We start from the raw sequence: 19,945 nt of genomic DNA, 5'->3' as shown, positions 1-19,945 counted from the left end.
GCGCGGTTCATAGCGCGGTCTTCGCCACGTTGCTCAGGCGCCGCGGCTTCAGGCGCTCGATCAGGCGCTCCAGCACGCCGACGGTGCGCGACACCGGGTTGTCGCCAGGCCAGGCGAGGCTGCCGCGAAAGATCCACAGGCTCAGCAGCGCGAACAGCAGGAACGGCGTCCACACCGCCAGCGCGGCGGGCAGGCGGCCGCTCTCGGCCAGGCTCTTGCCGAACTGAAGCGTGTGGTTGAGCAGCAGCAAGGCCAGCGACGCGAAGACCACCCCCGGCGTGCGGCGACCGCGCTTGGACGCCATGCCCAGCGGCAGCGCCAGCAGTGGCAGCAGCAATGGCAGCAGGGCGCGTGCCAGCCGGCTGTGGAATTCGGCCGCCGAGTCGGGGTCGCAGGTCTTGCACATGGCCTGCCAGAGCTCGGGCAGCGTGCGTTCGGTGGCCGTGTCACCGCGATCACGGTAGGGTGCGCGTGCCCGGGAAAAATCTTCCACGAAGCCGTCGACGAAGCGGGTGGTGGCGATCGCGCCGTCGGACGTCTGCCGCACCCGCATGCCGTCCTCGAGCTTGAGGCGCAGCTTGCGGGTGTCCGGGTCGCTCTCGAGCTGGCCGCGCACGGCCGTCGTGATTTCCTCGATGCCGTTCTGGCGCCGTTCCATGAAGACACCGGTGAAGCGGCGGCCGTTGTCTTCGACCCGGTCGGCGCTGAAGCTGAAGCCGTGGGCGATGTCGATGAAACGGTTCTCTTCGATCTTCGCGTCCCAATTGGTCTGCAGCACCGCGTCCATCTTCACGTGGTAGTCGTAGCGCGCCAGCGGCTGCAGCCGACCGAAGAGGTAGAGGTTGAACACGCACAGCAAGAGCGCGAGGATGAAATAGGGCGCCGCGATGCGCGCGATCGAGCGGCCGGTGGCGAGCATCGCGTCGAGCTCGCTGTCATCGCCCATGCGCGCCGCGGCCATGAAGATGGCGGCCGTGAAGGCCACCGGCAGCGCGAGCCCCAGGTAGTGCGGCACCAGGTCGGCCGCCAGGAACAGCACGCTGGCGATCGATGCGCCGGTGGAGGCCGCGATGTCGAACAGACGCAGCAGGCGCTGGAGCATGGTCGCCAGCAGCATGGTCGCCAGCGCCGTGAGCAGCGGCACGGCGAACAGGCGCACCGCGTAGCGGTCGAGCCGATCGAACGAGAGAAAGCGCAAGGGACGATGCCTCAGTCTCTCAGGGGGCGGTGCGCTGCAGGGCCTCGCGCAGGGCGACGCTCAGTTGGGCGGTCATCGTGGCGTCGAGCGCGACGGCGGCGTCCAGCGCCGGCGGGCCGGGCCAGCCGGCGTCGGGAAAGGTCACGCCTTCGAAGCTGCGCGCGCCGTCGTAGCGCGGGATCACGTGGAAGTGCACGTCGGGGTCGACCATCATCAGCATCAGGTAGTTGATGCGCTCGTAGCCCACCAGCTCGTGCAGCGCGGCCTCGATGCGTCGAACCATGCCTTGCATTTCCGCGAAGGCCTTCGCGCTCACATCGGCGAAGGCCTGGACCGGCTCGCGGCAAACCAGCACCAATGCACCCAGCGTGGGCTGCTTGGGGCGCAGCAGCAGCGTCCAGCAGTCCGTCTGCGCGAGGCGTGTGGCGGGATCGCCGAATTTCGTTTCAGTGGCATTGGCCATCGCAGTCGTCCAGGGTCGTGTATCGCTTGTGCTCTCAGCGGCCGACATTCTCGCCTGAGTCGCGCGGGCGGGCACGCGGCAGGGCCAGCGCGTAGCCGCCGTCGGCGATGAAGGCCTCCGCTTCGGTCGACCAGCGGCGCACCTCGACCATGACCTGGGGGCCGCTCGCACCGTCCACCAGCCGCAGCCGGTGCCAGAGCGCGCCCTGGTCCTTCGGGTTCGGCACCGCCGACGACGAGGGCACGCAGAGGCAGGGAATCGGCAGCGACGGCCCGGCCACCACGTCCATGCGGGCGTCGCGGGCATGGCCGTGCAGCACCAGCTCGGCACCGGCACGCCGCAGCACGGCGCGCAGCGCCGGGGCGTCGGCCAGGGCCTTGCGCCGGCCGATGGCGCCTGCAGCCGGCGGGTGATGCAGCATGACGATGCGCGTGCGCCCCGCCTGGCCTTCAGCGATCAGCAACTGTTCGAGGCGTGCGAGCTGTTCGTCGCCCAGCCGGCCGCGGGCCAGCAACGGTGCGGTCGGCAGCGCCGAGTTCAGCCCGATCAGCGCCACGCCGTCGCGGCGATGCACGACAGGCCAGCCATCGTCCGCGCGGGTCCAGCCCTGCCAGAGCCCCAGGCCCTGCGCGTGCGGCACCGGCACCAGCGCGTCGTGGTTGCCCGGCACGATGCTGATGCGCTCCGGCGGCGCCAGCGCCGTGAGCCAGCGCGCCGCCTGCTCGAACTCGCCCGGCAGCGAGAAGTTGGTGATGTCGCCGGTGACCAGGATGTGGTCGACCGCATGGGCACGCAGGTCCTGCGCAAGCGCGTCGAGGATGTCGGTGCGGTGCAGCGCGCGCCGCCGCTGCCAGGACCAGGCGCTGAGCTGGCGCTTCGACAGGCGCTGCCGCAGCGACAGCACCGGCTCGAAGGGGAGGTGCAGGTCCGACACGTGGGCCAAGGTCAATCCGCTCATCGATAATCGCCCGCTGCTTCTTTTCTAGACACTTCGCTTCGATCATGCCAAAACTTCATACCCCGCGCGCCGGGCTGTCCAAATGAGCGCAGACAAGGCGCCCACCCAGCGCGTTGCGGGGATCGTCGTCGGCCAATCGGCCTTGCGTGTCTGGGGCCTCACGTCGGAGGCGCGGCTGCAGCGCCAGTTCGCGCGTGCCGGCGTGGTGGCGACATCGGCCGATGCCGATCGCGTCGTGCTGTTGCGGGCCGACTGGGTGTTCGACGAGGCGCTGGTGCGCGGCCTCGCCGGTGCGAAAGACGACGTCGCGCTACGGGCGGGCGAGGGCGATGGCGACGTGGTCGCGTTGTCCGTTGCAGCCGCGCATGCCGACGAAGCCGCCCGGCTGCTGGCCGATCGGCAAGCGCTGGCCGGTGCACGCACCGTCTCGCCGGCGCAGATCGCCGACGGCTACAACGACAAGCTGCGCAAGCGCGAACCGCCCTACCTGCTCCCCTTGACCGCGCAGAGCATGGACGCCATCGAATGGCGCACCTTCCGCGGCGCCTACAAAGGCGTCACCGACCTGGTCACGCTCTACGCCTGGCCGCGGCCGGCGCGCTACGTCACGCGGCTGTGCGCCGAGGCCGGCATCACGCCGAACCAGGTGACCTCGCTCAGCCTGGCGCTGGTGCTGGCCGCCATGTGGCTGTTCTGGACCGGGCACTACGGCTGGGGCCTGGCGGCCGCCTGGGGCATGACCTTCCTCGACACCGTGGACGGCAAGCTGGCGCGCGTCACGCTGAACTCGTCGCGCTTCGGCGACTTCTACGACCATTCCATCGACCTGGTCCATCCGCCGTTCTGGTGGTGGGCCTGGATCGTCGGGCTGACGGCCGTCGGCCTGCCATTGACGCATGCCGCGCTGGCGCTCACGGCCATCGTCGCGGGCTATGTGCTGCAGCGGCTGGAAGAGGGCCTCTTCATCGCGTGCTTCGGCATCGAGATGCACGTGTGGGAGCGCTTCGACAGCCGCTTCCGTCTCATCACCGCGCGCCGCAACCCGAACCTGCTGCTGCTGACCGCGTCCCTTCCTTTCGGCCGTCCGGACCTGGGCATCCTCGCCGTGGCGATCTGGACCGTCGCTTGTCTGGTGGTGCATGCGGTGCGGCTGCTGCAGGCTGCGGTGGCGCGCCGCCGCGGCCCGCTGCGCTCCTGGCTCTCCGCGCCGAACTGAGCGACGTGACAGACGTGAGTGACCTGCGCGCGCTGATCGACGACGAGCTGCGGCGCGCCGTGCCGCCCGCTGTCGTCGCGCTGGCCGAGCGGCTGGCGGCGCGTGCGCAGGGCGGGGCGGCAGCCGTGCTGTTCTACGGCTCGGCCCTGCGCGACAGCGCGCTCGACGGCGTGCTCGACTTCTACGTGCTGGTCGACCACGTCGGCGACTGGCCGGGCCCGTGGCTCGCGGCCTGCGCCAACCGCCTGTTGCCGCCGAACGTCGGCTACCTGGAAGAGTCCGTCGACGGCCGCAGCCTGCGCGCCAAGTACGCGGTCATGACGGTCGCGCAGTTCCGGCGGGCGATGTCGGTGCAGCGCATCGACACCACGCTGTGGGCGCGCTTCTCGCAGCCCTGTGCCTGCATTCATGCGCGCAGCGAGGCCGACCGGCTCACCATGCGCGATGCGGTGTGCGACGCGGTGGTGGCCGCCGCGCATTGGGCGGCGATGCTCGGGCCGCTGCGCGCCGAGCCGGTCGCCTTCTGGCGCGCCCTGTATGCGCGCACCTATGCGGCCGAGTTGCGGGTCGAGCGCAGCACGCGCGGCGCAGACCTGCTGGCGCACGACGGCTTGCGCTACGCACGCCTGCTGCCGCTGGCCTGGGAGGAGGGCGGGCTGGCCTTCACCAAGGCGCCGGGCGAAGTGGCCCCCGTGCTGGCACCGGACGAGCGCACCACCGCCGAGTACCGCTGGCGCATGCGTCGCCGGCTGGGGCCGGTGCTGAACCTGCTGCGGCTGCTGAAGGCGGCGCTGACCTTCGACAACGCCACCGACTACGTCGCCTGGAAGGTCGAGCGCCACAGCGGCTACAGGATCGAACCCACCCCCTTCCAGCGGCGGCATCCGCTGCTGGCGGCGCCGGGTATCTATTGGCGCTTGCGCCGGCTCGGCGTGCTGCGCTGAGAATGAGTGGCTATTCAGTCTGCTCGTCCATGTCTCTTCTTCTCTCGAATTTCTCCCGGCGCCGGATCGTGCTGTGCGCGGCGGTCCTGCTGGGATCCTCGGCAACCGCGGCGTCCGCCGCCGAACCACCGGGCACAGCGCCGGCGGCACGCGACGCCGAAGCCAAGGTCTACCCGACCCGCATCGCGCGTTCCTTCACCGTGCTCTACCAGATGCAGCGCGGCGGCATCCGGGGCAGCGGCGAGTTCGCGTGGAAGCGTACTGGCGATGCCTACGAGGCGCACCTCAAGGGCACGGTCGCCGGTCTGGCGCTCATCAACTGGGCCAGCCAGGGCGGCTTCGACGCCGCGGGCGTGGCCCCCGGCAGCTATGTGGAGAAGCGCCTGGGCAAGTCGGCGCGGGAGGCCACCTTCGTGCGGGGCGAATCGCGGATCGATTTCTCGGGCTCCGCCCCGGACATCCCGCTGGTGCCGGGCGCCCAGGACCGCGTGAGCTGGCTGGTGCAACTGCAGGCCATCCTGACGGCGGACCCGGCCAAGGCGAAGGCCGGCGGGCGGATCGTGATGCCGGTGGTGGGCGTGCGCGGCCGCGCCGAAACCTGGATCTTCGAAGCCTCGGGGGCCGAGACGATCAAGACCCCCGCGGGCAACCTGCGAACCCAGAAGCTGACGCGGTCGCTGCGCAAGCCCGACGACACGCGGGCGGAGGTCTGGGTCGAGCCGGCGCGGCAGTTCCTGCCGGTGCGCATCCGCCTCACGCTGCCGCCCTTCGATGCGCCGCTCGACATGACGCTGGCGGATGTCAGTGGCTGACCGTCGCGACGGCCCCGGAGACCGCGGTACTGGAGCCCCTGCCGGGGACTTCCCGTACCCGCTATGCTTTAGCCCCCCTCCCGATTCCATCCGCAGAGCTGTGACCGCCACTTCCACGCCCGTCGATCGGGCTCCCGCCGCTGCCGCGGCCACCCGAAATTTCGCATGGCGGGGACAGGCGCGCGCGCTGATCGACGACCTGTTCGAACGCTCGCCGGCCATCTACTGGACCGACTTCCTGCTGAGCACCGGCGTGGGCTGGGCGCTCACGGCGGTCTACTTCCTGGCGACGCCCTGGAGCGCCGTGCAGATCGCGGCCTTCCTGGTCGCCAGCCTGCTGTTCTTCCGCTCGGGCACCTTCATCCACGAGATCATCCACATGCCGAACCAGCAGATGGTGTGGTTCAAGCGGGCGTGGAACCTGTTGCTGGGCATCCCGTTCCTGATGCCGTGGATCCTGTACAGCAACCACATCGAGCACCACAACCATCGCCGCTTCGGCACCCCGTCGGACGGCGAATACCTGCCGCTCGGCTCGTCGCCGGTGAAAGAGACCCTCAAGTACCTGGCGCAGGCGCCGCTGCTGCCGCTCTTCATGGCGGTGCGCTTCGGCGTGCTGGGGCCGCTGTCGTGGCTGCACGGCGGGCTGCGCCACTGGGTGCTGACGCGCGCGTCGGCGGCCGTGTCGAACCCGTACTACAGCGAGCGCTTCCCCAAACGCTTCGAGAAGCACCTGAAGATCGTCGAGGTGCTGTGCTTCGCGTACATCGTGGCGCTCGCCGTGCTGGTCTGGCGCGACGTGATCAGCTTCAGGCACGTGGCGATGGGCTACCTGCTGCTGGCCTTCACGCTGGGGCTGAACTGGGTGCGCAACCTGGCGGCGCACCGCTACGTCAACGACGGCACGCCGATGGACCTGGCGGGCCAGGTGGAAGAATCCATCAACATCACCGGCCAGACCTGGCTGACCATCGCCTTCTTCCCGGTGGGCCTGCGCTACCACGCGCTGCACCATCTCTTCCCGGCGCTGCCGTACCACAACATGGACGAAGCGCATCGCCGCCTGATGCAGAACCTGCCGGCGGATGCGTCCTATCGCATCACCAACCGCGACAGCTTCTTCGCCGCCGTGCGCGAGCTCTGGCAGTCGGCCCGTCAGACGCCGAACGAGCGATCGGCGATGCGCGCGTGGCTGCCGCGGTCCGGCCGGTCTTGAACGCCGGTGTACCTGGGGGAGCGCCTATCGCGGAGGCGCTTCAAGGGTTGGCGAATGCGTCGTTGCCACCTTGCCTCATCGTCAACCCGCTGAGCTTTCGCGCGTCGCGCGGCCTGGCCGAGCAGGCGCAGGCGGTGGCGAAGGCGCAGGGTGCCGAGGTGGTCGTGGTCGACGGTCCCGCATCGCTCATCGCCGCCGTCGACGCCATCCTGGCGCGGCGACAGCGCCACGTGATGGTGCTGGCCGGCGACGGGACCGTGCGCGCGGTCATCGACCAGTTGGCCAGCCTGCCGACGGGGGCCTGGATGCCGGACCTGCTCGTGCTGCCCGGCGGCCGCACCAACCTCACCGCCGCCGACCTGACACCGGGCATCGATGCGCTCGCGTTGCTCAAGCGCGGCCTGGCGGCAGTCGCAGAGAAGCGCTGGGACGCAGCCGTCGTCGAGCGCGCGACGCTGTGCATCGAGCAGGCACCGGCGCCGGCGCGCCGAGGGCTGTGGGTCGGCGCGGCGCTGATCGACGGCGTGATCCGCCGCACGCACGCCCACCGCATCGGCGGTGACGGCGCGTTGCGCACCGGCCACCTGAGCACGCTGTCCTCGCTGCTGCGCCTGGTGGTCCTTGCATTGCGCGGGCGGTCGGGTCTGTCGTGTCCGACATTGCGCATCGATGCCGGTCCGCTGGGCCGCTTCGAGGGCAAGGTGAACCTGTTGCTGGCGACGACGCTGCAGCACCGCCAGGGCCTGTTCGACCCCTACGCCACGCGCGCCGACGGCGGCATGCGCCTGACGGCCGTGTCGCGCCATGCCACGCGCTTCTACCGATCGCTGCCGCGCCTGCTGACGGGGCGCTTCTCGCGCTCGATGGACGTGGCCCACGGCTTCCTCAGCGGCGCCAGTGCCCGTGCCGAGATCATCGGCCTCGCCGGCTATTCGCTCGACGGCGAGGCCTACGACACCGACCCGACGCGTCCGGTCGTGATCCGCCGCGGCCCCTCCTTGCGGTTCTTCGCGGCATGAGCGGTGAGTCTGCCGACGCCGTGACCGCCGCTCGCGCCCGCGGCGCGGTGCCGATGATCGGCGCCTTCGTGCGCGCCTACCCGGGCCGCAGCGCGGCGGCGCTCGCCGCGGTCTTCGTCGCCGGGCTGCTCGACGGCCTCGGCATGTCGATGCTGCTGTCGATGCTCACGCTCACGACAGCGAACGACCCGAACCACAAGCCGTCGATGCCCGAGCAGGTCGCCACGCGCATCGCCGATGTCCTCGGCCTGCCGCCGACCGCGCCGGTCATGCTCACGCTCGCGATCGCGCTGATCGCGCTGCGCGCCGGGCTCACGCTGGTGGCCAACAAGCAGGTCGGCTACACGGTGGCGCACATCGCTACCGACCTGCGGCTGGCGCTGATCCGCGCGGTGATGGGCGCGCGCTGGAGCCACTACCTGCAGCAGTCGGTCGGCCGGCTGTCGAACGCGGTCGCGACCGAGGCGCAACGTGCGTCCGAGGCCTTCCAGTACAGCGCCGAGATGGCGGCGATGCTGCTCAATTCGATGATCTACATGGGCATCGCGCTTGCGATCTCGTGGCAGGCGGGCGTGGCCACGGCCATCGCCGGCGGCCTGCTGCTGGCGCTGCTGCACACGCTCATCCGCAGCTCGCGCCGCGCGGGCCAGCACCAGACGCAGCTGCTGACCTCGCTGCTGTCAGCCATCGGCGCGCAGCTGGCCGCGGCCAAGCCGCTCAAGGCGATGGCGCGCGAAGACCACGTCGATGCGCTGCTGTCCGACCAGATGAAGCAGCTGCGCCGGGCGCTGCGCCGCCAGGTGGTCAGCCGCGAAGCACTCAGCGCCTTGCAGGACCCGCTGCTCGCCATCATGGTCGGCACCGGCTTCTTCCTGAGCCTGGTGGTGCTGAAGATGCCGCTGGCGTCGGTACTGGTCATGCTGTTTCTGTTGGCACGGGTGGTGAGCTATCTCTCCAAGACGCAACGGGCCTATCAGCAGATCGCGGTGCGCGAGAGCGCCTACTGGGCGCTCATCGACGGCATCGACGCCGCGCATGCGCAGGCCGAGCCGAAGGGCGGCGACCGCACCGCGACGCTGGCCGACGGCATCGCGTTCGACGGCGTGCGCTTCCGCCACGGCGACGGCCGGCTGGTGCTCGAGGACGCGTCCTTCACCATCCATTCGCGCGAGCTGACCGTCATCGTCGGCCCCTCGGGTGCCGGCAAGACGACGGTGCTCGACCTGGTGGTCGGCCTGCTCCAGCCGGAGGCCGGCAGCGTGCGCGTCGACGGCGTGCCGATGCCCGAACTGGCCCTGCGCCCGTGGCGGCGGCAGATCGGCTACGTGCCGCAGGACTCGGTGCTGGTCAACGAATCGATCGCCTACAACCTGGCGCTCGGCGAGCAAGACTTGAGCGAGGCCGACCTGCGCGACGCCCTGCGCGCTGCCGGTGCCCTCGACTTCGTCGACGCCATGCCCGAAGGATTGCAGACGCGCGTGGGCGAGGGCGGTTCGCGCCTCTCGGGCGGCCAGCGCCAGCGGCTGGCCATCGCGCGGGCGCTGGTGCACAAGCCCAGCCTGCTGGTGCTCGACGAGGCGACCAGCAGCCTCGACGCCGAAGCCCAGGCCGTGGTGATCGACACCGTGAAGCGCCTCAAGGGCAGCCTGACGATCCTGGCCGTGGCGCACCAGGGCCTGCTGATCGACGCGGCGGACCGGATCTACCGGCTGGCGGATGCGCAGGTGAGCCTGGTGCGCGGTCCGCAGGAGCGAGAGGGGGACGCGTGAGCGACGCAGAACGTCCGGTCGACCTGGGTCGGCGCTTGCGCCGCGCCCGTCGCCGCGCGCTCTTTCTCGGCCTGCGCACTGTGCTGCGCGTGGCCGGCTTCCAGCGCGTGCGCCTGCTCGGCAGGCTGGCCGGCACGCTGCAGTACCGCCTGGCATGGCGCCAACGCCGGCGCATCGCGCACGACATGGCGCTGGCGCTGGGCCTGCCGCCCGGCGACCCCTCGGTCGCGCCGCTGCTGCGCGAGGCCTACCGCGTGAACAACACCGCCGTGCTCGAGATCCTGGCGATGTTCGACCAGCGCCAGGATGAAGACATGCTCATCGCGCGCTGCGAGGTCGATGGCCTCGCGCACCTGCGCGCCGCCATGGCCGGCGGGCGCGGCGCGATCCTGCTGGCCACGCACATGGGCAACGCCGCGCTGCTCACCGTCAAGCTGGCGCGCGCCGGCTGGGGCGTGAGCGTGGTCTACCGCGAGGCACGGATGATGTCGGCCGGACTGCTGCAGAACGGGCTCGAGCAGTACGGTATCGAAGGCATCCTGGCGAACACCGGCCTGCGTGCCTATGCGCAGATGGTCTCGGCGCTCAAGCAGGGCCGCGTCGTCTTCGTGATGATGGACCAGGGCGTGCAGCAGGCCGAGACCGGGCTGATGCAGCGCTTCCTCGGCAAGGACGCCGCCATGCCGGCCGGCCCCGCGCAGCTCGCCCGCTCGGCGCGGGCGCCGCTGCTGCCGGTGGCCACAACGGCGGCCGAGCCGGTCTGGCGCTTCGAGATCCAGCCGCCGGTGCCGTTGGGGCAGGGGTCACTGGCGTCGGATGTCGAGCGGCTGGTTCAGCTCACCGAGCAGCAGGTGCGCCAGCACCCGCAGCTGTGGAGCTGGCATCACCGCCGCTGGCGCAAGCTGCCGCTCGCCACCACGCCGCCGCCCGTCGGGTCTTCCTGAGGCCACACAGCCCGCCCGACGGTGCAAGACATCAATCGGAAGATTTTTCTTCCAATTAATTTTATTATTCGAACATAATTGAACTATGGAAACAAACGATGCCGTTCGCGCACTGGCCGCACTCGCGCAACCCGTGCGGCTGCAGGTCTTCCGCAGCCTGGTGGTCGCCGGCCCGGTGGGCATGACCCCCGGCGCGTTGGTTGACGCTCTCGCCGTTCCCGCCACCACGCTGTCGTTCCATCTCAAGGAATTGACGCATGCTGGCTTGGTGACGCAGGAGCGTCAGAGCCGCAACCTCATCTACCGAGCAGCCTTCGACCGGATGAACGCTCTGCTCGGCTATCTCACGGAAAACTGCTGCCAGGGCGAGGCTTGTGTCGCCTCGGGTGGCACGTTGGCTTGTTCGTCCTAAGGAGTTGTCCATGAAGCGCTTCCATGTCCATCTGCACGTCGACAGCCTGTCGAAGAGCGTCGAGTTCTATTCCAAGCTGTTCAGTGCCGAGCCGACTCGCCTGGAGCCGGACTATGCGAAATGGATGCTGGAAGACCCACGCGTCAACTTTGCGATTTCGACCGTCAGCCGTGGCCAGGGCGTCGACCACTTCGGCTTCCAAGCCGAGAACGAGGAAGAGCTTGCCGAACTGAAGCGTCGTGCCGGCGCAGCCGACCGGACGCTGTTCGATGAAGGGGAGACGGTCTGTTGCTATGCCAAGAGCGAAAAGCATTGGGTGACGGACCCACAAGGCTTGGCCTGGGAGCACTACAGAACGATGGATACCTCCCGAACCTTCGGTCAGCGTCGCGACCAGGTCAGCCAGCAAATTCAGGGTTTGGCAACGAAGGCAGCCGAGCGGTTGGAGCGCTCCAACAACGCTTGCTGCGGCCCGAATGCAGGTCGGAAGTAATCCAGATTCCCCAAACCTACTGACCCTCATGACCGACACCCTTCACAACGTGCTGTTCATCTGCACCGGCAACTCGGCGCGTTCCATCCTGGCCGAAGGCCTGCTCAACCAGCGGGGCGGCAGCCGGTTCAAGGCCTTCTCCGCCGGTAGCCAACCCAAGGGCGCGGTGAACCCGCTGGCGCTCGAAACGCTGCGCACGCTCCACATCGAAGACCGTGGCTACAGCAGCAAGAGCTGGGGCGAGTTCGCCAAGGACGGCGCCGCACCGATGGACTTCGTGATCACCGTTTGCGACCAGGCCGCGGGCGAGATGTGCCCGGTGTGGCCGGGCCAGCCGATCACCGCGCATTGGGGCCTGCCGGACCCGGCCGCGGTGGAAGGCACCGAGGAAGAGAAGAAGCGGGCGTTCATGGACACGGCGGTGGCGCTCAAGCGCCGCATCGAGTTCATGCTGTCGCTGCCGATGGACAAGCTGGAGCGCATGGCCATCCAGCATGAAGTGCGCGAGATCGGGATCCGCCGGTGACGATGATCGTCCTGATCCGTTGCCCCCATGAGAAGCACGCCGTGCGCGAGCAGGCCCCATGCTGACGGCCATCCTCATTTTCATCTTCACGCTCGTCCTGGTCATCTGGCAGCCGCGCGGCCTGGGCATCGGCTGGAGCGCGTCGCTGGGGGCCGTGATCGCGCTGATGTTCGGCGTCGTGCAGCTGGGCGACATCCCGGTGGTCTGGGGCATCGTCTGGAACGCCACCGCCACCTTCGTGGCCGTGATCGTCATCAGCCTGCTGCTGGACGAAGCCGGCTTCTTCGAATGGGCGGCGCTGCACGTCGCACGCTGGGGCGGCGGCCGTGGACGGCTGCTGTTCGCCTTCATCGTGCTGCTCGGCGCGGCCGTGTCGGCCCTGTTCGCCAACGACGGTGCCGCGCTGATCCTCACGCCGATCGTGATGGCGATGCTGCTGGCCCTCGGCTTCACGCCGGCTGCGACCCTGGCCTTCGTGATGGCGGCGGGTTTCATCGCCGACACCGCCAGCCTGCCGCTGATCGTCTCGAACCTGGTGAACATCGTTTCGGCGGACTTCTTCAAGATCGGCTTCGACGACTACGCGGCCGTCATGGTCCCTGTGAACATCGCGTCGGTGCTCGCTAGCCTGGTGGTGCTGATGCTGTACTTCCGGCGCGGCATTCCCGCCACCTACGACGTGGCGCAGCTCAAGGCGCCGGGCGAAGCAATCAAGGACCGGGCCACCTTCCGGGCAGGCTGGGTGGTGCTGGTTCTGCTGCTCATCGGCTTCTTCGGGCTGGAGCCACTGGGCGTGCCGGTGAGCGCGGTGGCGGCGGTCGGCGCGGCGCTGCTGCTGGCCGTGGCGGCGCGTGGCTCGGTGATCAGCACGCGCAAGGTGCTGCACGGCGCGCCCTGGCAGATCGTGGTCTTCTCGCTGGGCATGTACCTGGTGGTCTACGGCCTGCGCAACGCGGGCCTCACCGACCGCATCGCCGGGCTGCTGAACGTCTTCGCGCAGGGCGGCGTCTGGGGCGCGGCGATGGGCACCGGCTTCTTGACGGCGCTGCTGTCCTCGGTGATGAACAACATGCCGACGGTGCTGATCGGCGCGCTGTCCATCGATGCCTCGAACGCCACCGGCGTGGTCAAGGAGGCGATGATCTACGCCAATGTGATCGGCTGCGACCTCGGGCCGAAGATCACGCCCATCGGCAGCCTGGCCACGTTGCTGTGGCTGCACGTGCTGGCCAAGAAGGGCACCACCATCGCCTGGGGTTACTACTTCCGGGTCGGCATCGTGCTCACCGTGCCGGTCCTGTTCGTGACCCTGGCCGCACTGGCCATTCGCCTGGGTTTCGCCTGAAGGGCCGGCGGGCTCCGGGAATCGAACCGACCCGGCCTTCGCAAATGTCGGCCTGGATGCGCATTTCTTCCTGAAATTGCGGCCTGCCGCGCGCCGTTGCCTGTCTGGCACGGCCACGCCCTCAAGGTTCACCGATCGCTGCCGATAGCTGGGTCATGCCACGCGATCGGGCCGCGGCCTGCAGAGCTTTCCCCCCTCTGTTCACGCTGTCCCGGCGCCTCACAGGTACCGGCCTCCGCCGAACAAGGAACAGCTCATGCTTCGCAGAACCCCCAACGCCCTCTTCGGCGCGATCGCATCCCTGGCCGCCGTTGCCATCCTCGCGGCCTGCGGCGGCGGGGGCGGTGGTGGTGAGGGCACCGGTGGCGCGAGCGCGGCGCCGGCGGCCGCCGTCGACACGCCGTCGCCGCTGACCGCGGCCTGCACCGACTGCGGTGCGGTCGACGGCAGCACCTATGCCGGTGCCGGCACCGGTGTCTGGCAGGTGTCGAACACCGGGACGCTGGCCAAAGACTTTCCGCTCACCATCAAGGGCCTGACAGGCCAGCTCGTGACCCTGGTCTTCACCAACGAATCGGCGCAGGAAGTCGCGATGCCGTCCCTGCAGATCCTGTCGTCGCCCACCAAGCTGGCGCCGACGCTGAGCAAGTCGATGGCCGGGGGCAGCGACAGCGCCGAGGCGGGCACGGCATTCAACGCCGACGTGGCCAACTTCAACCGCGACGGCTTCGCCCGGCTGCTGAGCACGCCGACCGCGGCTGCCGGCGCCGCCGCGAAGCTCTCCGCGCTGTCGGCCCCGACAGCGCCGGCCGCCACCTACACGGTGGGGCAGCAGCGCACCGTGTACCTGCTCGACCGGTCGCAGCGCACGGTCCGGCTTGCGGGCCAGCGCGCGACCGGCGACGGCACGGTCGTCAACGTGTGGGTGGAGACGAGCGAGATCGACCCGTCGCGCGTGTCCGCGACGCTGAGCGACCGCGTGCGCGACGCCTTCGCCGGCGCCGGGGGCGTCTACGACATGCTGGTCAAGGTCGGCGGCCCGCTGTGGGGCCCGCACGGGCACACCGAGCTGCTGTCCGGCAGCGGACAGCCGATCGACATCTTCCTCGTCAACTTCGACCGCAACGGCCAGCCCTACGGCATGGGCGGCTACTTCTGGGGCCTGAACAACTTCAAGACGGGCACGGGCCAACTGGCCTACAGCAACGAATCGGTGAGCATGTACATGGACACCGAAACGATGTACCTCGACGGCGAGCGCGGCTTGCGCCAGGTCGTCACCGCGCTCGCGCACGAAGGCATGCACATGCAGAACTTCTACCGCCGCAGCGTCAGCATGGGCTCCCAGTTCGCCTTCGACGACTGGCTCGAGGAGATGTCGGCGCTGATGATGGAAGACTGGGCCAGCTACGCGCTGGATACCAGCCACAACGCCATCCGCGATGCGCGCCTGCCGTACTACCTGAACTACCGCGGCAGTGGCAGCTACAACTGCGAGCTCACCCGCTGGGACCCGATGGGCACCGTGTGCGAAAGCTATGCCGTGGTCGGTTCCTTCGGCGGCTACCTGAACCGCCAGTTTGGCCTGGGTTTCTTCCAGTCGGTGCTGCGCAGCACCGGCCTGACCGACTCGGCCGCCGTGCTCGAGGCCGCGATCAAGGCCCAGCGCCCGGATTCCGGCATCGGCCAGGAACTGCGCCGCTTCTCGTCCGCCGCGGCCGGCCTGGTGCCGTTGAGCGCCGGCGTCGCCGGCTACAGCATGCCCACGCGCAACGACGACGGCCTGCAACTGGTGGCCATGGATCCCGCCGCGCTCGGCGAGTCGGGCCGTGGTTTGCCGGCGGCGGTCCCGTCGACGCTGAAGGGCTTCGCGAGCTTCCCGGTGTCGCGCTTCCGCCTGACGGGCAGCTACAAGGAAACGGTGCGCGTGCCGCAGGGCAGCACGCTGACGGTGGTCATTCGCTGAGCCGACGAGGCCCTGGCGGGATGGTCAGCACTGGAGAACGGTCGCTCACCCGCCCAGGTAGGCCCGACGGATCGCCGGGTCGGCCAGCATGTCGGCCGCAGTGCCGTCCTTCACGATGCGACCGTTCTCCAGCAGGTAGGCGCGGTCGCACATCTCCAGCGCGGCGTAGGCGTTCTGCTCGACCATCAATACCGTCACACCTTCGCGGCGGATCTCCAGAATCAGGTCGAAGATCATCTCGACGAAGTTCGGTGCGAGGCCGAGCGAGGGCTCGTCGAACATCACCAGCCGCGGGCGTGCCATCAGCGCGCGTGCAATGGCCAGCATCTGCTGCTCGCCGCCCGACAGCGTGCCGGCCGCCTGCTTGATGCGCTCCCGCAGGCGCGGGAACTTGTCGAGCAGGCGCTCCATGTCGTCGCGTGCGCGCTGGCGGTCGGTGCGGCGGTAGGCGCCCATCTCGAGGTTCTCGCGCACGGTGAGCTGCGGAAACACCCGTCGGCCTTCGGGGCAGTGCGAGATGCCGCGGTCGATGATCGCCGCTGGCGTGGCGCCGGACACAAGGTGCCCGTCGAAATGGATGGTGCCGCCGGCAAGCGGCTCCAGCCCGTTGATGGCGCGCAGCGTGGTCGACTTGCCCGCGCCGTTGGCACCGATCAGCGTGACCAATTCGCCTTCGCGCACATGGAGCGAGATGCGGTCGACGCCGGTGGTCGCGCCGTAGCGGACCGTGACCTGATCAAGCTTGAGCACGGCGCAGTCCTGACCCGAGGTAGGCGCGGATCACTTCGGGATCCTGCTGGATGGTTGTAGGAACGCCGGTCGCGATGAGCCGGCCGTGGTTGAGCACCACGATGTGGTCGGAGATCGACATCACCATGTGCATGTCGTGCTCCACCAGCAGCACGGTGATGCCGCGGTCGCCGATGCGACGCACGGTCGCCTTGAAGGCTTCGGTCTCCGACGGGTTCAGGCCCGCGGCGGGTTCGTCGAGCAACAGCATGCGCGGTTGGGCCGCCAGCGCGAGCCCGACGCCGAGCACACGCTGTTCGCCGTACGACAGGCTCGACGCGAGCTCGTCGGCGCGCGATTGCAGCCCGAGGAAATCCAGCATCTCGCGCGCCTGTTCGCGCAGCGCGGCTTCCTCCCGCTGGAAGCCGGGCGTGCGCAGCAACGTCTTCCACACGCCAGCTCGGCCCTGCAGGTGCAGGGCGGTGAGCACGTTGTCGAACACGGTGCAGCCGGCGAACACGCTGGTCCGCTGAAAGCTGCGCACCAGCCCGCGTTGGGCGATGCGGTCGGGCGACAGGCCGACGATGTTTTCGCCGAACAGCATGACCTGCCCAGCGGTCGGACGCATGTAGCCGGAGATCACGTTGAACGTCGTGGTCTTGCCTGCGCCGTTCGGCCCGATCAGGCTCACGATCTGCCCGGCCTCGACCGAGAAGCTGAGCTGGTCGACGGCAGTGAGGCCGGCGATCTGCATGGTGACGTCGGACAGCGTCAGAACGGGGTCGCTCATGCCGGCTCGCTTTCTGCCGCGGAAACGTGCGCGGTTTGGGGCGCGCGCCGCGCCGCCAGTCGGCGCTTCAGCGCACCGGCCGCCGGCACGATGCCCTTGGGCAGAAAGATCAGCACCCCGATCATCAGCGCGCCGTAGATGATCCATTGCACCTCGGGTGCCAGCACGCCGCGCAGCAGCTCGGGCAGCAGACCGAAGATCAGCCCGCCGATCACCGGCCCGGCCAGCGTGCCCTTGCCGCCGACGATGACCATGATGACCATCGTGACGGTGAACATGAACATGAAGACGTCCGGGTCGATGATGCGCACCGTGTGGGCGTACAGGCCGCCCGCCGCGCCGGCGATGCCGGCCGCGCCGACCGCGGCGATGCGCAGGAAGCGGGTCACGTCGATGCCGATGGAGCGCGCCAGCGTCTCGTTCTCGCGCAGCGCGATCATCGCGCGGCCGAGCCGGCTGGTGACCAGCGCGGCCACCAGCAGGTAGGCCGCCACCGCGGCCGCGAGCACCAACCAGTAGATCGATGCCTTGCTCGTGATCGGCAGCGTGCCGGTGCCCGGCAGCCACAGCGTGAGCGGCGGGATGTTGTTGAGCGCCATCGGCCCTTCGGTCAGGTCGACCCAGTTGAGCGCGACCATGCGCATCACCTGCGCGAAGCTGATGGTCACGATCACGAAGTACGCACCACGCACCCGGAAGGCGATGCGGCTGACCAGCCAGCCGAACAGCCCCGCCACCACGATGCCGCTGGCGAAGGCCAGCCACACCGGCTTGGGTGCCACCACCCACGGCGTGCCGGCGCCCAGCAGGTCGACGTCGAAGCCCAGCGACATCAGCGCGCTGGTGTACGCGCCGATGCCGAAGAAGGCGACGTGCCCCAGGCTCAGCTGGCCGGTGAAGCCCAGCAGCAGGTTGAGGCTGATCGCCGCGATGATGAAGATGCCGCAGGAGGCCACCACCGACAGCATGTACGGATCGGGCCAGAGCAGCGGCAGCACCGCGAGCGCCGCCACACTGGCCAAGAAGCCGAGTTGTTTCTGGCGGCTCATCCGACCCGCTCCTTGCCGGCGAAGAGGCCTTGCGGGCGAACGATCATGACCCCCAGGATCACGAGAAAGCCGATCGCATCGCGGTAGGCGGTGGAGATGTACCCAGCGCCGAACTCTTCGACCAGTGCCAGCGCGAAGCCGCCGAGCGCGGCGCCCCCGAGGTTGCCCAGCCCGCCCAGGATGACGATGGCGAAGGCCTTGAGGTTGGCCAGATCGCCCATGGTCGGACTGACCACGAACACCGGCGCCAGCAGCGCGCCCGCCACCGCCGCCAGGCAGGAGCCGAGCGCGAAGGTGGCGGTGTAGATGCGCGACACATCGACGCCGACGATGCGCGCCGCGTCGCGGTCCTGGAAGGTGGCGCGCATCGCCAGGCCGAAGCGCGAACGTTCGATCAGCAGGTAGAACACCGCCAGCAGCACCAGCGCCGTGCACAGCACGAACAGGCGGATCGGCGACACCGACACCTCGCCCCACACCAGCGGCTCCTGCGAGAAGGGCGAGGGCACGGCCTTGGCGACGCCGCCCCAGGCCAGCAGCTCGGTGTTCTGCATGATGAGCATGGTGCCGATCATGATCAGCATGACTTCGTCGATGGACGCCAGGTCGCGCCGGCGCAGCAGCACGTATTCGATCAGCGCGCCGACGAGCAGGCCGGCAATGGCCGCCAGGATCAGCGAGCCGAAGTAGTTGAGGTCGAACACCGACACGGCCGCGTAGGCGACGTAGCCGCCCAGTGCGTACAGCTCGCCGTGCGCGAAATTGACCACGCGCATGATGCCGAAGATCAGCGTCAGGCCGATGCCCAGCAGCGCGTAGGTCGCCCCGAGCACGAGCCCGTTGAGCAGATGTTGAAGGAATTGGTCCACCGGGGGTTCCAGAAGCCGGGCAACGGCGTGCCCGGCTGGTTGCACTTACTTGACGGTGACCGCGCCGTCCTTGAGTTCGACGACGTAGATGTTTGGCTCGGCCTGGCCGCTCTCCTGGCCGGCGGGGCCTTCCTTGCCGAAGGCGATGTCGCCGTTCACGCCCTTGAGCTTGACCTTCCACAGTGCATCGCGGATGGCCGCCGGCTCGGCCTTGCCGGCGATCTTGATCGCCTCGGCGATCGTCAGGATCGCGTCGTAGCCGCGGAAGCCTTCGGTCTGGCCGGCGAAGTCGAGCTTGCGTGCGTTCCAGCCCTCAACGAAGTCCTTGGCCACCTCGGGGTACTTGGCGCGTTCGACGGCCCACGGTGCGAAGAACAGCAGGTGCTGGCTGGCGTAGCCCTTGGGGCCCGGCGTCTTCAGCAGCGGTTCGGGGAACGAGCCGCCGGTGGTGATCAGGCGCTGGCCCAGGCGCTGCTCACCGGCCTGCCGGATGGCGAGCGTGAGCTGCTCGATGCCCGACGTGACGATCAGCGTGTCCGAGCCGGTGCCCTTGAGCGCGGCGAGCTGGGCCGACAGGTCGGTCGCGTCCGGCGCCATGGTTTCGGTGCGGCCGACGGCGATGCCCTTGGCTTCGAGCATCTTCTTGAACTCGGCGGCAGCGCCCAGGCCCCAGTCGTTGTTGACCGACAGGAAGTCGACCTTCTTGATCGACGGGCTGAACGCGGCGAGCTGCTTGCCAAAGGCCAGGGCCTCCATGGCCGAGGTCGGGCTGGTGCGGAAGATCCACGGGTTGCCCGAGGTGGTGATCTTGCCGGACGAGGCGGTCTCGACCACCATCGGCACACCGTACTCCATCAGCTTGGGCATCACGGCCAGCGTGAAGGTCGAGCTCCAGGCGCCCATCATCACCGGCACCTTGTCCTTCAGGATCAGCTTTTCGGCCGAGTTGACCGCTTCACGCGGGTTCGACTTGTTGTCCTCGATGACCAGCTCGATCTGCTTGCCGAGCACGCCGCCCTTCTTGTTGATCACGTCCGCCGCGATGCGCGCGCCGTTCGTCACGTAGTTGCCGGAGGCGGCGACCGCCCCGGTGAGTGGCTCCGAGACGCCGATCTTGATCGTGTCCTGTGCATGTGCGGACAACACGGTCAGCGCCGTGCAGGCGGTGGCGCCGGCGATGGCGGCCCAGGTCTTGGTACGGATCCACATGGTTGATTTCCTTGGAGA

20 protein-coding genes are annotated in these 19,945 nt (G+C 69.1%); 12 read left to right on the top strand and 8 right to left on the bottom strand.

What is annotated here, in order from left to right:
- Positions 1-7 precede the first annotated feature (7 nt).
- From ACSFA2_RS18605 to ACSFA2_RS18595, 3 genes are read right to left on the bottom strand one after another with little or no spacing between them, the layout of a single operon-like run.
- Complete coding sequence (locus tag ACSFA2_RS18605; RefSeq protein WP_435456801.1) at positions 8-1,198, bottom strand: LptF/LptG family permease; 1,191 nt, start codon at positions 1,196-1,198, stop codon at positions 8-10.
- 19 nt (positions 1,199-1,217) lie between these two features.
- Entirely contained in the window at positions 1,218-1,661 is a 444-nt protein-coding gene (locus ACSFA2_RS18600) for an HIT family protein (RefSeq protein WP_435456800.1), read from the bottom strand.
- Between the two features lie 34 nt (positions 1,662-1,695).
- Positions 1,696-2,595, bottom strand: coding sequence for a metallophosphoesterase family protein (locus ACSFA2_RS18595; RefSeq protein WP_435457006.1), 900 nt, complete (start codon positions 2,593-2,595; stop codon positions 1,696-1,698).
- Positions 2,596-2,701: 106 nt separating this feature from the next.
- Here ACSFA2_RS18595 and ACSFA2_RS18590 point away from each other — a divergent pair, with 106 nt between their 5' ends.
- The 12 genes from ACSFA2_RS18590 to ACSFA2_RS18535 all read left to right on the top strand — a co-directional run bounded on the left by ACSFA2_RS18590 (position 2,702) and on the right by ACSFA2_RS18535 (position 15,281).
- Positions 2,702-3,835, top strand: a complete 1,134-nt coding sequence (locus tag ACSFA2_RS18590) for a CDP-alcohol phosphatidyltransferase family protein (RefSeq protein ID WP_435456799.1) — start codon at positions 2,702-2,704, stop codon at positions 3,833-3,835.
- 14 nt (positions 3,836-3,849) lie between these two features.
- Positions 3,850-4,779 carry a hypothetical protein gene (locus ACSFA2_RS18585; RefSeq protein WP_435456798.1) on the top strand — a complete coding sequence of 310 codons (930 nt, stop codon included), beginning with the start codon at positions 3,850-3,852 and terminating at the stop codon, positions 4,777-4,779.
- Positions 4,780-4,808: 29 nt separating this feature from the next.
- On the top strand, positions 4,809-5,591 hold the full coding sequence (locus ACSFA2_RS18580) for a DUF3108 domain-containing protein (RefSeq protein ID WP_435456797.1): 783 nt from the start codon (positions 4,809-4,811) through the stop codon (positions 5,589-5,591).
- A gap of 100 nt (positions 5,592-5,691) precedes the next feature.
- Positions 5,692-6,807 (top strand): fatty acid desaturase family protein, encoded by a 1,116-nt coding sequence (locus tag ACSFA2_RS18575; RefSeq protein WP_435456796.1) that lies wholly within the window; start codon positions 5,692-5,694, stop codon positions 6,805-6,807.
- Positions 6,808-6,869: 62 nt separating this feature from the next.
- Complete coding sequence (locus ACSFA2_RS18570) at positions 6,870-7,826, top strand: diacylglycerol kinase family protein (RefSeq protein ID WP_435456795.1); 957 nt, start codon at positions 6,870-6,872, stop codon at positions 7,824-7,826.
- Positions 7,823-9,595, top strand: coding sequence for an ABC transporter ATP-binding protein (locus ACSFA2_RS18565; RefSeq protein WP_435456794.1), 1,773 nt, complete (start codon positions 7,823-7,825; stop codon positions 9,593-9,595). Before ACSFA2_RS18570 ends, ACSFA2_RS18565 begins: the two co-directional genes overlap by 4 nt.
- Complete coding sequence (locus tag ACSFA2_RS18560) at positions 9,592-10,539, top strand: lysophospholipid acyltransferase family protein (protein WP_435456793.1); 948 nt, start codon at positions 9,592-9,594, stop codon at positions 10,537-10,539. The genes ACSFA2_RS18565 and ACSFA2_RS18560 overlap by 4 nt, the downstream gene beginning before the upstream one ends.
- A gap of 85 nt (positions 10,540-10,624) precedes the next feature.
- Positions 10,625-10,951: an ArsR/SmtB family transcription factor gene (locus ACSFA2_RS18555; RefSeq protein ID WP_435456792.1), complete on the top strand. Its 327-nt coding sequence runs from the start codon at positions 10,625-10,627 to the stop codon at positions 10,949-10,951.
- 10 nt (positions 10,952-10,961) lie between these two features.
- The gene (locus tag ACSFA2_RS18550) at positions 10,962-11,444 is read left to right on the top strand and encodes an ArsI/CadI family heavy metal resistance metalloenzyme (protein WP_435456791.1); all 483 of its coding nucleotides are present in this window, start codon (positions 10,962-10,964) and stop codon (positions 11,442-11,444) included.
- Positions 11,445-11,472: 28 nt separating this feature from the next.
- Entirely contained in the window at positions 11,473-11,970 is a 498-nt protein-coding gene (locus tag ACSFA2_RS18545) for an arsenate reductase ArsC (RefSeq protein WP_435456790.1), read from the top strand.
- A 58-nt stretch (positions 11,971-12,028) separates the two neighbouring features.
- Positions 12,029-13,315 carry an arsenic transporter gene (locus tag ACSFA2_RS18540; protein ID WP_435456789.1) on the top strand — a complete coding sequence of 429 codons (1,287 nt, stop codon included), beginning with the start codon at positions 12,029-12,031 and terminating at the stop codon, positions 13,313-13,315.
- A gap of 256 nt (positions 13,316-13,571) precedes the next feature.
- Entirely contained in the window at positions 13,572-15,281 is a 1,710-nt protein-coding gene (locus tag ACSFA2_RS18535) for a M30 family zinc metallopeptidase (protein WP_435456788.1), read from the top strand.
- Between the two features lie 45 nt (positions 15,282-15,326).
- Here ACSFA2_RS18535 and ACSFA2_RS18530 read toward each other — a convergent pair whose 3' ends face one another.
- The 5 genes from ACSFA2_RS18530 to ACSFA2_RS18510 are packed head-to-tail and all read right to left on the bottom strand — an operon-like array spanning position 15,327 to position 19,927.
- Positions 15,327-16,031 carry an ABC transporter ATP-binding protein gene (locus tag ACSFA2_RS18530; protein ID WP_435456787.1) on the bottom strand — a complete coding sequence of 235 codons (705 nt, stop codon included), beginning with the start codon at positions 16,029-16,031 and terminating at the stop codon, positions 15,327-15,329.
- Complete coding sequence (locus tag ACSFA2_RS18525) at positions 16,018-16,800, bottom strand: ABC transporter ATP-binding protein (protein ID WP_435456786.1); 783 nt, start codon at positions 16,798-16,800, stop codon at positions 16,018-16,020. The genes ACSFA2_RS18530 and ACSFA2_RS18525 overlap by 14 nt, the downstream gene beginning before the upstream one ends.
- The gene (locus ACSFA2_RS18520; protein WP_435456784.1) at positions 16,797-17,849 is read right to left on the bottom strand and encodes a branched-chain amino acid ABC transporter permease; all 1,053 of its coding nucleotides are present in this window, start codon (positions 17,847-17,849) and stop codon (positions 16,797-16,799) included. The genes ACSFA2_RS18525 and ACSFA2_RS18520 overlap by 4 nt, the downstream gene beginning before the upstream one ends.
- On the bottom strand, positions 17,846-18,718 hold the full coding sequence (locus tag ACSFA2_RS18515; RefSeq protein WP_435456783.1) for a branched-chain amino acid ABC transporter permease: 873 nt from the start codon (positions 18,716-18,718) through the stop codon (positions 17,846-17,848). Before ACSFA2_RS18515 ends, ACSFA2_RS18520 begins: the two co-directional genes overlap by 4 nt.
- Before the next feature lie 45 nt (positions 18,719-18,763).
- A complete protein-coding gene (locus ACSFA2_RS18510) occupies positions 18,764-19,927 on the bottom strand; it encodes an ABC transporter substrate-binding protein (protein WP_435456782.1) in 1,164 nt (387 codons plus the stop codon).
- Positions 19,928-19,945 lie beyond the last annotated feature (18 nt).

The sequence above is a fragment of the Variovorax cryoconiti genome (assembly GCF_051216395.1).
Lineage (GTDB): Bacteria > Pseudomonadota > Gammaproteobacteria > Burkholderiales > Burkholderiaceae_C > Variovorax.
The sequence above is the reverse complement of the archived record's forward strand: the minus strand, read 5'-3'. Positions and strand labels throughout refer to the sequence as shown.

Excerpts from the sequence above, each read along its gene's own strand:
- ACSFA2_RS18600 (WP_435456800.1), bottom strand. The coding sequence starts at position 1,661 with ATGGCCAATGCCACTGAAACGAAATTCGGCGATCCCGCCACACGCCTC.
- ACSFA2_RS18590 (WP_435456799.1), top strand. The coding sequence starts at position 2,702 with ATGAGCGCAGACAAGGCGCCCACCCAGCGCGTTGCGGGGATCGTCGTC.
- ACSFA2_RS18580 (WP_435456797.1), top strand. The coding sequence starts at position 4,809 with ATGTCTCTTCTTCTCTCGAATTTCTCCCGGCGCCGGATCGTGCTGTGC.
- ACSFA2_RS18565 (WP_435456794.1), top strand. The coding sequence starts at position 7,823 with ATGAGCGGTGAGTCTGCCGACGCCGTGACCGCCGCTCGCGCCCGCGGC.
- ACSFA2_RS18555 (WP_435456792.1), top strand. The coding sequence starts at position 10,625 with ATGGAAACAAACGATGCCGTTCGCGCACTGGCCGCACTCGCGCAACCC.
- ACSFA2_RS18550 (WP_435456791.1), top strand. The coding sequence starts at position 10,962 with ATGAAGCGCTTCCATGTCCATCTGCACGTCGACAGCCTGTCGAAGAGC.
- ACSFA2_RS18545 (WP_435456790.1), top strand. The coding sequence starts at position 11,473 with ATGACCGACACCCTTCACAACGTGCTGTTCATCTGCACCGGCAACTCG.
- ACSFA2_RS18540 (WP_435456789.1), top strand. The coding sequence starts at position 12,029 with ATGCTGACGGCCATCCTCATTTTCATCTTCACGCTCGTCCTGGTCATC.
- ACSFA2_RS18535 (WP_435456788.1), top strand. The coding sequence starts at position 13,572 with ATGCTTCGCAGAACCCCCAACGCCCTCTTCGGCGCGATCGCATCCCTG.
- ACSFA2_RS18525 (WP_435456786.1), bottom strand. The coding sequence starts at position 16,800 with ATGAGCGACCCCGTTCTGACGCTGTCCGACGTCACCATGCAGATCGCC.
- ACSFA2_RS18520 (WP_435456784.1), bottom strand. The coding sequence starts at position 17,849 with ATGAGCCGCCAGAAACAACTCGGCTTCTTGGCCAGTGTGGCGGCGCTC.
- ACSFA2_RS18510 (WP_435456782.1), bottom strand. The coding sequence starts at position 19,927 with ATGTGGATCCGTACCAAGACCTGGGCCGCCATCGCCGGCGCCACCGCC.